At 60.4% G+C, this 12,439-nt stretch carries 10 protein-coding genes and 7 pseudogenes; 13 read left to right on the top strand and 4 right to left on the bottom strand.

All coding sequences use genetic code 11. The features are described 5' to 3' along the window. The first annotated feature begins 100 nt into the window (after positions 1 to 100). Entirely contained in the window at positions 101 to 382 is a 282-nt protein-coding gene (locus N2603_RS36595) for a hypothetical protein (RefSeq protein WP_260385962.1), read from the top strand. Positions 383 to 1,288: 906 nt separating this feature from the next. On the opposite strand, the gene N2603_RS36590 is transcribed toward N2603_RS36595, so the two are convergent. Further along, entirely contained in the window at positions 1,289 to 1,738 is a 450-nt protein-coding gene (locus N2603_RS36590) for a low affinity iron permease family protein (protein ID WP_260385961.1), read from the bottom strand. Positions 1,739 to 2,340: 602 nt separating this feature from the next. Here N2603_RS36590 and N2603_RS36585 point away from each other — a divergent pair. The 5 genes and pseudogenes from N2603_RS36585 (at position 2,341) to N2603_RS36565 (ending at position 6,101) form a co-directional block, all read left to right on the top strand. Continuing rightward, positions 2,341 to 3,884: pseudogene (locus N2603_RS36585) on the top strand (FAD-dependent oxidoreductase). A 200-nt stretch (positions 3,885 to 4,084) separates the two neighbouring features. Then, positions 4,085 to 4,686: pseudogene (locus N2603_RS36580) on the top strand (phosphatase PAP2 family protein). After that, positions 4,673 to 5,278 carry a cupin gene (locus N2603_RS36575; RefSeq protein WP_260385960.1) on the top strand — a complete coding sequence of 202 codons (606 nt, stop codon included), beginning with the start codon at positions 4,673 to 4,675 and terminating at the stop codon, positions 5,276 to 5,278. The pseudogene N2603_RS36580 and the gene N2603_RS36575 overlap by 14 nt, the downstream one beginning before the upstream one ends. Continuing rightward, positions 5,275 to 5,622, top strand: a complete 348-nt coding sequence (locus N2603_RS36570; RefSeq protein WP_260385959.1) for a DUF3147 family protein — start codon at positions 5,275 to 5,277, stop codon at positions 5,620 to 5,622. The genes N2603_RS36575 and N2603_RS36570 overlap by 4 nt, the downstream gene beginning before the upstream one ends. Further along, the gene (locus N2603_RS36565; protein WP_260385958.1) at positions 5,619 to 6,101 is read left to right on the top strand and encodes a DUF3147 family protein; all 483 of its coding nucleotides are present in this window, start codon (positions 5,619 to 5,621) and stop codon (positions 6,099 to 6,101) included. The genes N2603_RS36570 and N2603_RS36565 overlap by 4 nt, the downstream gene beginning before the upstream one ends. 18 nt (positions 6,102 to 6,119) lie before the next feature. Here the strand turns inward: N2603_RS36565 and N2603_RS36560 are convergent, their stop codons facing one another. After that, complete coding sequence (locus N2603_RS36560) at positions 6,120 to 6,635, bottom strand: YciE/YciF ferroxidase family protein (RefSeq protein ID WP_260385957.1); 516 nt, start codon at positions 6,633 to 6,635, stop codon at positions 6,120 to 6,122. Positions 6,636 to 6,970: 335 nt separating this feature from the next. On the opposite strand from N2603_RS36560, the pseudogene N2603_RS36555 reads away from it, so the two are divergent. From N2603_RS36555 to N2603_RS36540, 4 pseudogenes are all read left to right on the top strand, one after another. Next, positions 6,971 to 8,052 (top strand): annotated as a pseudogene (locus tag N2603_RS36555) (ROK family protein). 108 nt (positions 8,053 to 8,160) lie between these two features. Next, positions 8,161 to 8,378: pseudogene (locus N2603_RS36550) on the top strand (hypothetical protein). Positions 8,379 to 8,392: 14 nt separating this feature from the next. Continuing rightward, a pseudogene (locus N2603_RS36545) lies at positions 8,393 to 8,786 on the top strand (hypothetical protein). Then, positions 8,731 to 9,659: pseudogene (locus N2603_RS36540) on the top strand (SDR family oxidoreductase). Before N2603_RS36545 ends, N2603_RS36540 begins: the two co-directional pseudogenes overlap by 56 nt. A 160-nt stretch (positions 9,660 to 9,819) precedes the next feature. On the opposite strand, the gene N2603_RS36530 reads toward N2603_RS36540, so the two are convergent. Further along, positions 9,820 to 10,029, bottom strand: a complete 210-nt coding sequence (locus tag N2603_RS36530) for a hypothetical protein (protein ID WP_260385954.1) — start codon at positions 10,027 to 10,029, stop codon at positions 9,820 to 9,822. On the opposite strand from N2603_RS36530, the gene N2603_RS36525 reads away from it, so the two are divergent. After that, complete coding sequence (locus N2603_RS36525) at positions 10,028 to 10,642, top strand: hypothetical protein (protein WP_260385953.1); 615 nt, start codon at positions 10,028 to 10,030, stop codon at positions 10,640 to 10,642. The two genes, N2603_RS36530 and N2603_RS36525, sit on opposite strands and share 2 nt — an antisense overlap. Positions 10,643 to 10,896: 254 nt before the next feature. Beyond that, the gene (locus N2603_RS36520; RefSeq protein ID WP_260385952.1) at positions 10,897 to 11,058 is read left to right on the top strand and encodes a DUF2934 domain-containing protein; all 162 of its coding nucleotides are present in this window, start codon (positions 10,897 to 10,899) and stop codon (positions 11,056 to 11,058) included. A gap of 376 nt (positions 11,059 to 11,434) precedes the next feature. Here N2603_RS36520 and N2603_RS36515 read toward each other — a convergent pair whose 3' ends face one another. Further along, entirely contained in the window at positions 11,435 to 11,632 is a 198-nt protein-coding gene (locus N2603_RS36515) for a hypothetical protein (RefSeq protein WP_260385951.1), read from the bottom strand. Between the two features lie 385 nt (positions 11,633 to 12,017). Between N2603_RS36515 and N2603_RS45015 the strand changes: the two are divergent. Next, positions 12,018 to 12,062, top strand: a pseudogene (locus N2603_RS45015) (hypothetical protein); the annotation flags it as partial. Positions 12,063 to 12,439 lie beyond the last annotated feature (377 nt).

Below are 12,439 nucleotides of genomic sequence, written 5' to 3'. Positions count from 1 at the left end.
CGTCAGTTTTTTCGACATAACCAAGCGGGACCAGCGCTTCAAGAATCCGAGTCATTCGGCCGTTGCGTCCGAATGGCACGTATATGGCACTGGAAAAATCGTGATAGTCCTTTCCGTAACCATCAAAGAAGTCAATGAAGGCTTCCAGCAATTCTGGCAAGCTTGGGCTGCCATCTTGCCAGTTGTGTTCGGCCACTTGATCGGCCTCCTCGGTGCTGCACCGGAACGCGAAGGCGTTGGCCCATCCCTTGGGCCCTGGATCGAGTGGATTGAAAATGCCGAGTCGCCACAGAACGAGCGCAAGCGATGTGAACGTGTCGTTGTGGGCGAAGATTGGACGTGGGGCATTGGGGAATTGGGACGCAAAAGCATCGGCATCTGAATCGGCCTCAGCAAGCTGGTAAGCTCTCTCAGCGAGCGCTTGCGCGAGTTTGCATAGGCATTCAGTTCGTTTCCATTCATGAGAGCCTCAATGGCGCGCGACGGCTCGGTTCGCTCTCTATCTTTCTTCCTCCACCAGCGTTGATGGATAGCTCGGTAGATCTTTCGAACTTTAGCGATTTTAGGCCGCTTCCGCTTTTGGCCCCAACGCCGACGTGCCTAGGTGTAGCCTCTACGTCGGCTTGTGAACCGGAAGGGCGAGGCATTTCAGCAAGGTTGACAGGACGCCCCTTCCGCCGAAAAGGGGCCCCTCCTGACGAGAGCAAAGATCTTCAGTTCGTCGACAATTCTGGCACTCAGCGAAATACTCTAGAGATACGCTGACGGTTCGCGGTCCTCAGCCGAAAACCTGAAGGTAGCCCACACCAACTGGTCGCATTCCGGTCGCGCTATGGCTGCGACGGCACGCGAGGACCATCGAACGACCGGACCAGCGCGCTCCTGATCTCTGACGGTATTTGAACATACGCCAAACCAGGGCGGTAACGGCAGTCTTGACCACGCCGGCAGCGCGGATCCAGTCGATCGACTCCGATAGGTGGCGAAACCGCCGAGAGCGCGAACGGCTCAAATTTTTCTGTGAATTCAAGACCACAAAATTGCGGCGGGTATACCGTCGGCATTAGTCCCTCAGACTTGAAAAGTTGTGCTGGCAAATCAACGATGAAAAGTCGTTCGAAACGATAGAGTGGGAGTAGGGAAATCCATTGCTGCGAGTGGTTTGGCGTAGGCTTGGTGGGGCTGCTCATGTGCGTCGCGGTGGGCGGCGACAAAGTTAAAGGCAGGCCGAGCAATCGGCGTCCAAGGAACACCCGCTCCACAAGCCAACGACGAGGTGAACCGCGCACTAATCCGTCGCACCACGGTGCGCCTTACGGGCTCTCTCGGTTCTCCGCTCGACCTGTCTGTTCGCGGCGACAGCCTTCGCGCGTTCCTCGCAACGCTTGCGCAGATCCTCGAGTTCTTCCGCGGTTAAATGCTCGATGCCGACGAAGGAATTCTGGACGGCGCCTGTTCGGATAAGTTCATCCAGCTTCACCTGGATGGCTGCGCTGTCCCGGTTCTGTGAGTTCTGGATCAGGAAGACCATCAGAAACGTTATGATAGTCGTTCCGGTATTGATGACCAGCTGCCAAGTGTCGGAGAACCGAAACAGAGGCCCTGTAACAGCCCAGATGGCAATCACCGTGCAGGCCAAAATAAAGGCCGATGCACGGCCGGCCGCTTGCGATGCCCTGTTTGCAATCGATGCGAAAAGTCGGCGAGGTCGCTCGCTTTCCTGATGCTGCTGCTGCATTCAGTCCTCCTATACCTGGAACGACTGGCCGAAAGCATCCCTGGAGCGATGGGCGTCCCGCGGCGCCCGCTAAGGCTGGGCAACGCCACCCTTAGAGCTTCTTGACCGGTGCTTTCATTGGCCGGTCTTTACCGCTTCTCGCGAACTTCGTGCGCCTTCTTCGCTTTCCCCCGGCCAACGCGGCGGAATTCATCAAAGTTCCCGCCGATAGGTATCGACGGTGGTGAGGGGTACTCGGGATCGCCCACCTGTTGGCGACTGGACACACATGGCGACCGGCGGTGGCAGTGCAGTCGCGTCAATGAGGGCTTCGCATGCCAGTAGGCGACCGCCAGCGCCAAGCCGGATTGGACGCTGCTCGCGACTCTCATCTCTGCTCGGCTCAGAAGAACCGGAACCGGGCGTGCTCCCTCCTATGTGCGCATCCCGCTACCGGCCTCGGAAGCGAGCAAAGGCATCAGTCTCCTTTCCGCATTGATAAGCCTGCCACTTACGACAGTCCATTTGGGCCTCGTCGGCACATATCGGCTCGAACGCGGAGGCCTCCGTTCAAAGGAACGGTTGCGCTTTGTCCTTCGTTTGTACTCCAGAGGACAAACGCCATGAACGTGCTGGATGAGGATACCAAATCGCTTTGGATGGAGACATTCATCCCGGCGGCCTCGCGCCTGTCAGGCCAGGAACGCGCCGATGTCGGCGTGGTCGGGGCGGGCATCGCCGGTTTGTCGGTGGCCTATGAACTGGCCGCGCGCGGGCGCTCAGTTATCGTGCTCGACCGCGGCAGGATCGGCAGCGGAATGACTGCGCGCACCACCGCGCATTTGGCAACGGCCTTGGACGACGACTACAATGAGTTGATCAGGGTCCGCGGTGAGGATTGCGCGCGGCTGTATCACCAGAGCGTCGCCGCCGCGATCGACCGCGCGCAGGCGATCCAGTCCGCCGAGGAAATTGACTGCGAGTTCCGTCGCGTCGATGGCTATTGGGTGTTGGCGCCGGAGACGCTGCCATCGCATCTCGATGAGGAATACGAAAGCTGCAGGAGCCTGGGCATCCCCGTCGAGCTTTGCAGCGATCCGACACCTATCCATCATGGCGGTCTCGCGCGCTCGCTTCGCTTTCCCCGACAGGCGCGCTTTCATCCGACCAAATATCTTGCCGGACTGGCGAAAGCGCTGCATCGGCGCGGCGCCAGGCTATACGGCGACACCTGTGTCGAGGCGATCGAGCACGGCCGGGGCGAAATCGCTCTCAAGACGTCAGGCGGCGAAGTGCGGGTCACGGACGTCGTCGTCGCGACGAACTCGCCTGTCAATCTGCAGGTCGCGATCCATACCAAACAGGCGCCCTATCGCACCTACGTGATTGCGTCAAAGTCCCGGCCGGCTCGCTGCTGGATGCGCTGTATTGGGACACGCTCGATCCCTATCACTATGTCCGCCTGCAGCCACATTCGGCGAATGAGGACATTGTGATTGTCGGCGGCGAGGATCACAAGTCCGGTGAGGCCGACGATGGTCAGGCGCGTTTTGCCGCGCTCGAACAGTGGACGCGGGCGCGATTGCCGATGATCGGGGAGATTACCCATCGCTGGTCTGGCCAGGTACTCGAACCGATGGACTTCACTGGCTTCGTCGGACGCAGCCCCGACGAAGATCATGTTTACCTCGTCAGCGGCGATTCCGGACAAGGCATGACCAATGGCCTTGTGGCAGGCCTGCTGATTGCGGATCTGATCACGATCGGCGGCAATAGCTGGGAGGCCGTCTATTTGCCGGAGCGCAAGATCTCCAAGAACATCACCACCTTCATCAGCGAGAACATCACGCCGCTAAAGAACTTTTCGGAATATCTCGGCGCCGATGCACTTGCCACGGTGGAGCGGCTTCGCTTGGGAGAGGGCCGGCTCGTTCGCAGCGGATTGAGGAAGATTGCCGCCTGCCGCGACCGCGATGGCGAATTGCATCTGCTGTCGGCGAGCTGCACCCATCTTGGTTGCGTCGTGCATTGGAATTCGCTGGAGCAGTGTTGGGATTGCCCCTGCCACGGGTCTCAATTCGCGCCGGACGGCACTGCGCTCAATGGTCCCGCCGTATCTCCGCTCGCGCCGGTGGAAATTCCGCCGACTGTCCAGGCCGCGGAATAGTGACAGGTGACAGTTGTGGAGGAAAAGGCCTGCCACATCGTCTGCTTCGGTTCACGTCCGACGGATCCTCGAGGGAGTTCGATGTGATGTACCCCGCAATGGGTAGCAAGGTTCGTTCCGAGCATTCGCTTGCGTTGGGCGAGGATCGAACGGCGGACGGCTGATTGTCGTGAACTGGAGCGAAGTACGATCCTTGAGCCATGTTCAAAATTGCTAGAGTTTCAGCACCTCGCGTTAGAGGGCAGGGCGGTCAGCGTCCGGCCGACCAAGGCGGATGTCGTGGCCGCACGCTTCATCGCCCGCAACACTGCGCCGGCTCCGGAGATGGTAGCCCGCGCCTTGACTTGGGGTGCCGACGAGAAGGTCCTGCTGGTCCTGGCGGCGGCTGGTTGGCTTGCGTCGCGCGGGCGGGGCGAGCCGCTGCGGCGTGTTGGCAACCATGCTCTCCTGGTTACGGTCGCGGCGTCGCTGCTGCCCCATGGTTTGAAGCTTCTGTTCGATCAGACCCGACCGGACCGACGGACAGTGATCTTCCGGGAAACGTGAGGACGCCTTTCCCTCTGGCCACGCGCTGCACATGGGAGCCTTGGCATCGGCGGCTGGCGCGTTGCCCGCCGGCCCTCGTCGGGCGATCCGCGCCGTTGCGGTCGGCATCTCGCTGACGCGCTTAGTCGTTCTGGCGCACTGGGCGAGCGATGTCGTCGCAGGTTTCGCATTGGGAGCGGTTCTTGAACGGTTCCTGCGGCTGTGCACCGGCTACCCCCTCGACACTTCAACGGAGAACGATCATGCCGACCCTTGAGGATCTAAAGGCGTACGCGGAACGCGCCACCGGTTTGCGGCGCCCTGGCAAGCGGAAAGCTATGGGCCTCGCGCAAGCGCGAAGCCCTCAGACTGTCCGCTTCAAGGATGACGGTCTCATCCTCAATCATCCGCGATGGCCGCTGATCATCTACCGCGGCGCAATCGATCTCGACGAGCGCCACGACCCCGCGGCCGTGATCGAGGACCTGTTCGAAGCGCACGGATGGGCCGACACTTGGCGCGACGGCATCTACGACTACGTGCACTATCACTCCCAGATCCACGAGGTGCTCGGCATTGCGCGCGGCAAGGGAAGCGTCCGTTTCGGCGGTAAGACGGGAAGGATCTTCACGTTGAAGGCCGGCGACATTGCTATTCTGCCGGCCGGCACGGGGCACCAGTGCCTGGGGGCAGACGACGACTTCCTCGTCATCGGCGCCTACCCGCCGGCGGGCACGTACGACGAGTGCACAACGGTCGAGGACCGTCCACGTGCCCTCAAGACCATTCCGAAGGTGCCTGTGCCACGCAAGGATCCGGTCTACGGTATCGGCGGCCCCCTATCGAAACTCTGGAGGAAAGCGAGATGACCGAGTACGTGATCCGCTTCCTCGCCGGAGGCGCCGTTGTGTCTGTCTTCGCGATGCTGGGAGATCTCTTGCGTCCCAAGAGCTTCGCCGGTCTGTTCGGAGCAGCACCCTCGGTCGCGCTCGCCACGCTCGGAATCGCGGTGTACCAGCATGGGGCCGCTTACGCAGCTCTGCAAACTCAGGCGATGATTGCGGGTGCGATTGCGCTCGCTGTCTATAGCGTCGTCGTTTGCCAAATCCTCGCTCGTGCACGACTGCAAGCGTTGCCTGCCACCTTGCTATCCCTCGTCGTCTGGCTGATCGTCGCCTTCGGCGTACTGATGCTTGCCGGAGGGCAGACATGACGCCGATCCGCCTTTCGCCGTCATCTCTCAAGGAAGGCCGCTGGTACGAATATCTGATCCGCTTCGCGCTCGGCGGTGCCGTGACCGTCTTCGCGGGCCTTGTCAGCAGCCGCTATGGAGCCACTATCGGCGGGCTTTTCCTCGCCCTTCCGGCGATCTTCTGCGCCAGCGCCACTCTGATCGAGAAGCATGAAATTCGCCGCAAGCGGGAGGCGGGCCTCGCCGGCAGGCGCCGCGGGCAGATGGCGGCCGCGGTCGATTCGGCCGGCGCCGCACTCGGCGCGCTCGGCATGCTGGCCTTTGCGATGGTCTTTTCGTTAATGGCGGAAACCAGCATCGCAGCCGCCTTCATGGGGGCATCGCTTGCGTGGCTGGTCGTCTCGGTGGTGGCCTGGTACACATGGCGCAAAACGCGATCAGTGCGGAGAGGGCGGGCCGAACGAAAAGGCAGCGGCTCCGCGATTGTGCGCAGCCGCTAAGGTCGATCCACGCTGCCATCAAGCTGCGCTCGACGCCTTCCTGTTCACGCCCTTGCGAAGCGCAACCGTATTGAGTTTGCTATTCGCCGCCTTCTCCTCGTTGAGGTTCGTGGTGAGAAAGCGCACGATGTCGTCGTGACCGAGTTCCTCGGCCCACGCGATCAGAGTGCCATAGCGGCAGATTTCATAGTGCTCGACGGCCTGCGCCGCCGCGACGAGAGCGGCATCGAGGACGGATTTGTCCTCGATCTCGCCGGCGATCTCGTCGGCCTCCTTGATGATTCCGTCGATCGCAGGACACTGCGTGCCGCTGGGCTCCTTTCCGAGCTTCTCGAACACGTTCTGAAGCCGCTCGACCTGCTTGTTGGTTTCTTCGAGATGGCCTTTCAACCCCGCGACGAGGTCTCGGTTGGTTGCCTTTTCGATCATCTTGGGCAGTGATTTGATGATCTGCTGCTCGGCGTAGTAGATATCCTGCAGGCCGTGCATCAGCAGGTCTTCCATCGATTTTATGTCCTTCGTGAACATTCCCATATTTGAATCTCCTCTCCCAATGATGGCAATGGAACGCGGCTAACCGGCTGCCGTTCCTGCCCCTGCAGCGCATTCGGAGGATCGAAATGAACGGCAAGGACATTTCGTCAGCCTGCTGCTGGTATGGGCGCGGCGGACGGGCGATATGCCGCGGGTATCCAGGAGGCGTTGTTCGAGACCGCGATGAAGGGGGCAGGGAGCGTCAGGAGGCTTGCGCGCCTGCTTCTCGACTGGCCTGCACCGGCGAGACCGGTCTAGCCAGGCGAGGAACGGGATAACCCTAAGCGTCGTTAATACAAACCGCACGTTTACTTGCGGCTTGTCTAGGGCTCAAGATGGCTGACGAAACGATCACGACCACCGGCATCGCGGCTCACGGCGCCTCCCGCCTCCCGTCAGTGGAGGTCGACAGCTTTAACATTGAGCTGAAGGATGAGGAGGGTTTTCTTGGGGATCGTGCCAGCAAGGGCGCCTTCCGGGATACACTCGAAAAGTGGCGGAAGCCGCTGCGTAACAATGGCGAAGACCCGCTCGGCGAGGAGCTTTCCGAAAACATCAGCAAGAAGGAACTCGACGCCATCCTAGTCGGCGACGACACCGACGCTTGGGCGGTCGTGCAGAGCGCGATCGAGGACTTCGCACAAGAACTCGCCCACGTGACACGTCGCTTCCTCAAGACCAAAGCCTGGGAGAAGACTGAGCGCATCGTGGTGGGCGGCGGCTTTAGCAATAGCCGGCTCGGCGAACTCGCCATCGCGCGCGCCGAAATCATCCTGAAGGCCGAGAGCTTCAAGATCGAGATGCTGCCGATCCATCAGCACCCGGACGACGCTGGCCTGATCGGCGCGCTGCATCTCGCCCCTTCCTGGATCTTCGAAGCTCATGATTCCATCCTTGCCGTCGACGTCGGAGGCACGAATATCCGCTGTGGCGTCGTAGAAACGCGTCGCAAGAAGGCGTCGGATCTCTCCAAGGCGTGCGTGTGGAAGTCCGAGCTGTGGCGTCATGCCGACGACGAACCGAGCCGTGAGGAAGCAGTTAAGCGTCTCGTCAAAATGCTCAGGGACCTGACCACGAAGGCGGAGAACGAAGGCTTCAAGCTCGCGCCGTTCATCGGCATCGCGTGTCCTGGCGTCATCGAGAGCGACGGCTGGATCGCAAAGGGCGCGCAGAACCTGCCCGGCAACTGGGAGAGCACTAAATTTAATCTGCCGGCAGCTCTGGTCGAAGCCATCCCTCAGATCGGAGAACACGATACGACGATCGTCATGCATAACGACGGCGTGGTGCAGGGCCTGTCCGAGGTGTCCCGTTCATGAAGGACGTGAAACGCTGGGGCGTGCTGACGATCGGCACTGGCCTCGGTAACGCCCGCTTCACCAACCGCAACGGCAAGAACGGCAAGAGCGAACGCTGAGCCTAACCCTCTTCGAGGCAGGCCGACACAGCAAGAATATCGGGAAGGAGGAACGTCGCGCCCCGCCAACTGTTTGCTCAATCATCGCGGAGCATAGGAGGAGCATCCATACCTACGCAGATTGTTTTGAACCATGGCGGGGACACGCGGCACGAATTTGACGCGGCATGGAAGCCTTGGCCAAGGCGGAGCAGCGCTTCAAAAAATTGACCGGCAATGGATTCACTGCAGCAACGCGGACGGGGCCCGGCGAAGTCGCTGTAGTGCGGGCGTTCGACCCGACGGCCCAAGAGACGTTATTTTACCCGCGCCTCGTCGGCGGCTAAGTGAGCGCTGGGCCATGCTTCTGTTCGGAGCTCGACGCCGGGCGGGTTCGCGGCTGCAGACGCTCCGCGAGCTCTATGCCAGCTTCATCGGAGAAAACTCGCCAGAGGCCCGCGGCCGCCATCTGCTGCGCGCGTGGCTGTCACCGGTACAACTCGCCCAGTTCGATGAACACCAGTACTTCGATGTGGTCGGTTGCGATACGGCCAAGCGCTACCGCATCAACTATGGGACGGCTGCGAACGTCCACGAGCTCGACGGGGCGGGAACGCCGAGGGTGGGTCGCGCCTTCAGCACGGCTTGTGCCCGGCGACGTGATGCTCGCGCAGAAGATTGCTCTGGAAACCAACGAGAATGCTGCGCTCTCTGTGGCGAACGAGTTTCCGCCGCGGATGCCGTTTAACCCATGACCCTAGGGAGAATGCCATGCTCGATTATCCGCGCCCGCCTTATCCCAGCCAACAGCAACCGATGCCCGGTTCGACCTCGGCGATGAAGCCACGTCCGGACCATGGCGAGGACAGCTTCAAGGGATCGGGCCGTCTTGCAGGCAAGAAGACCGTCATTACCGGAGGAGACAGCGGGATCGGGCGAGCGGTGGCAATTGCATATGCCCGCGAGGGGGCCGACATGCTCATTTCTTATCTCGACGAGCATCAAGATGCCGAGGAGGTGAAGGCTCTCATCGCGAAGGAAGGCCGCAAGGCTGTCTTGTTTCCCGGAGACCTGCGAAAGCCAGATTACTGCCGCGCCGTCATTAAACGCGCCGTCGATGAACTCGGCGGGATCGATATCCTCGTCAACAATGCGGCCCATCAGGCCACGTTCAAAGATATCGCGGATATCAGTGATGACGAATGGCAGAGCACGTTCGAGGTCAACATCCATGCGATGTTCTATCTCTCCAAGGCGTCCGTTGGGCATATGAAATCTGGATCCGCCATCATCAACACCGCTTCCGTGAATGCCGACATGCCAAACCCCATCCTGCTGGCCTATGCGACCACAAAGGGTGCGATCCAGAACTTCACGGGCGGTCTTGCCCAGATGCTTGCCGAAAAGGGCAACGTGTTAACGCCGTCGCGCCAGGCCCGATCTGGACGCCGCTGATCCCGTCGACCATGCCCATCGGACACGGTAAAGAACTTCGGCAAGCAAGTGCCGATGAAACGAGCCGGCAGCCGGCTAAGCTCGCAACTGCCTATGTCATGTTAGCCGATCCGCTTTCGAGCTATACGTCCGGTGCGACGCTTGCTGTAACAGGCGGAAAACCTTTCATCTGATCGCGAGAGCGACGAGACGGAAGTTAGTGTGGCGTAACGCCCAGCGCGAACACCATTGCTAGTGGCCGCGGTTCTCGTCCTGCTTGTTTGTTCTTTTAGGTGTCGGTCGCGGATAGGGAACCGCGGCGAGCTTTGGGTATCGTCTCCGATCGATTGCTGGCTAACGCCAGAACAATGCAAGCAGCAGGATCACCGGAAGAGGAATGCCGAGCAGCCACAATAAAGCGCCTCTGCCAAGTGTCATGGCGGTATCCTCCTGTTGTTTTCCAGAAAACCAAGTCCAGAACCCACCCGGGGTTCCTGCAAACAGGAACGGGCGATTTAACGGCGCGTTGGAACCGGAGCATAAGCTACTGGAGGAGTTCGCCATGGCTACACGCACCGTTCCCAATGTGTTTTTTGGCTGGACATGGTCAGCCGTACTGGCCGGCGTGTTCACTTCGTTGGTTGTCCAGATCCTGCTGACCATGCTGGGGTTCGGCATCGGTCTGCTCGCGATCGACATTCCCACTGCCGCATCGGCGCCTGCGGGCGCAGGCTGGGCCGCATTCGTGTGGTGGGCGGTCTCAGGGATCATCGCCGCATTTCTAGGTGGCGCCGTTGCGGCAGCCAATTCGCCGGATCAGACCGGCCTCGGTCGGGTCGGTCATGCGATGGCCGCCTGGGCGGTCGCGACCGTCGTGGTGGTCGGTGCAGCGGCAATGTTGCCGGCTTCGGCGACCAGCATCGCCAGCAACCTCGTCGGCCCGTCATATTCCGCCAGCACGCGCGTCGCGTATTTTTCGAACAATACGGGACGGGAAACCGTCGGCGCGACAACGAGAACCGCAACGCCCGCTCAGATTGATGCAGCCCGGAAGCACTTCGCATACGCGATGTTTGCAAGCTTCTGCGCCCTTCTTCTTGGTGCGGGAGCGGCCTACGCCGCCGGAATGGCGACCACGGGCCAGGCTGTCAAGGAAGCGGCGCGACCTGTGACATGACGAGTCCTAAATGGCTGAGGTTTGGTGCAGGGCACTACGTGCACGGGTGACAACGTGACTGTCCTGAGGTCCGCCTTGGGTACGGGAGCGGCCGGTTTGGTGTCGGCGAAATTCCCCTACCGTCCCTACGGATGTTTCTCGATTCTTTCCGTCCTACTTCCCGTACTGAGCCTAGCGCCCACCATCACGCATCTTGGACCGGTAGGTACAAAAAGCAGCCCGGAACCAATGAAGTGCATCTGAGGCAAAAACATATGGCTGAACCGAATGAGGACGAGATACGAACCTACGCCCATCAGCTCTGGGGAAAGGCCGGGCGGCCTGAAGGCCGCGACAAGGAATTTTGGGAATTGGCCCAACAAGAGTTGCGGAATCAGAACAAATCCTCTCCGGTGCGCACCCCCGATAACCTCTAGATGAGCAAGAATTGCCCAATCTGCGCATCCGCTGAGTTTGTGAAAACCATCCGCAGCTGACTTGGACCCAAGACCCAATGAGCGTCAGTGCGGCGCGGGGATGCGATAGTTGTCAGCAGGAAGGACGTGATCTGGCGTCACCTTAGAGGCTGACGATGTAAGCGCTGAGCCCAACAGGTCTTAGCGACCCGAACGTCTCTTCGTTGCACGCCGGTTGTAGGGTGAACGATTGATGGGCTTCAGGGAAATCCCTTCGCGCTGCGCCTTGCTTCGGATAGCCGCGACGGGACGTTGAAGTTTGACGCTCATGACTCCAGCCGGCGTGTTACCCCTCGCGAGCTGCTTGAGCATTTTCACATCTGCGCTCGACCAGGGTTCACGCGTGCGTTGCTTGTATGAGGGATTTGCCTTGCGCGGGCCCTTCTTGCCGATCGGCGAGCCGGGCCGCTTCCATGATGCTCTTGCCATTAAAGTTCTCCTGTAAGTCGTTCTTGAACGAAGGAATCGGCAATTCGGTTCCGATGAACAGGAACGGCAGGGATCGGCGGGAAGTTCTTCGTTGACCAAAGGTCAATGGAGGTATCAATGCGCGTCCGACTAGCATCGATATGTCTTGTGCTGTCCGGTGGATTGGCGATTGCACAGCCTGCCAAGCCGGCAGATGACCTTGGCGCGCCGACGGGGCGTTCGGCGCCCGAAGACAAGGGTCAATTGCAGCCGCAGGGCTGGACCGGGCCTACCAACACCGGTTCAGGTGGTGCGCCTCCGGAAAGTCCCCAAGGGCAAAGTCCACCACGGATGCAGCCGGCGCCGGACGGATCGACAAAGACCACGGTTGAGCCTCCCAAGTAGCCCCCAGGGCTATTGCGCGTCGGCGCGGGCATCCAAGGCAGAATATGCTCTCCGGAGAATTCATCAATGGCTAGGCAACAGAAGAGCAGTTACGGAAATTCGCGTTCGAACTGTGGGAGCAGGCGGGCAAACCCGATGGGCGGCGAAGATGAGTTCTGGCCCGATCAAGAGGTACACACGCGGAATTACTAAATGTCGGCGAAGCTTGGGGCGACGAAACCGATCTCCACTGGCCAAACAGGAGGCTTGGAACGGCCCTCGTCGTCAAACGTTGGGAACGACCAAGATCTTAAGGATGATTTACGCCATGATGAAAGCAATTGTTGTTATCGGCGCTCTGGTAGCTGCTACGTCAGCCTTCGCACAAACGGATAGAAAGGAGCCGGGAGCTTCGCAGTATGCACCGGGCCAGCAGATGCAGGACCCGAACGCCAAGTCTACGGCACCTGGCGCCTCAGAGTATGCTCCAGGACACCAGAAGAACACCACAGCTGGTCCCGGCCATTCTGAAAGCGCGCCAGGTCAGCAG

It is taken from the genome of Bradyrhizobium huanghuaihaiense (genome assembly GCF_025200885.1).
In the GTDB taxonomy this organism is placed as follows: Bacteria; Pseudomonadota; Alphaproteobacteria; order Rhizobiales; family Xanthobacteraceae; genus Bradyrhizobium; species Bradyrhizobium huanghuaihaiense.
This window is presented reverse-complemented; position numbering and strand designations above follow the sequence as displayed.

Coding starts and splice junctions, on each gene's coding strand:
- N2603_RS36565 (WP_260385958.1), top strand. CDS start 5,619: ATGACGCCGATCCGCCTTTCGCCGTCATCTCTCAAGGAAGGCCGCTGG.
- N2603_RS36560 (WP_260385957.1), bottom strand. CDS start 6,635: ATGGGAATGTTCACGAAGGACATAAAATCGATGGAAGACCTGCTGATG.
- N2603_RS36520 (WP_260385952.1), top strand. CDS start 10,897: ATGGCTGAACCGAATGAGGACGAGATACGAACCTACGCCCATCAGCTC.
- N2603_RS36575 (WP_260385960.1), top strand. CDS start 4,673: ATGCCGACCCTTGAGGATCTAAAGGCGTACGCGGAACGCGCCACCGGT.
- N2603_RS36590 (WP_260385961.1), bottom strand. CDS start 1,738: ATGCAGCAGCAGCATCAGGAAAGCGAGCGACCTCGCCGACTTTTCGCA.
- N2603_RS36570 (WP_260385959.1), top strand. CDS start 5,275: ATGACCGAGTACGTGATCCGCTTCCTCGCCGGAGGCGCCGTTGTGTCT.
- N2603_RS36530 (WP_260385954.1), bottom strand. CDS start 10,029: ATGGCGAACTCCTCCAGTAGCTTATGCTCCGGTTCCAACGCGCCGTTA.
- N2603_RS36525 (WP_260385953.1), top strand. CDS start 10,028: ATGGCTACACGCACCGTTCCCAATGTGTTTTTTGGCTGGACATGGTCA.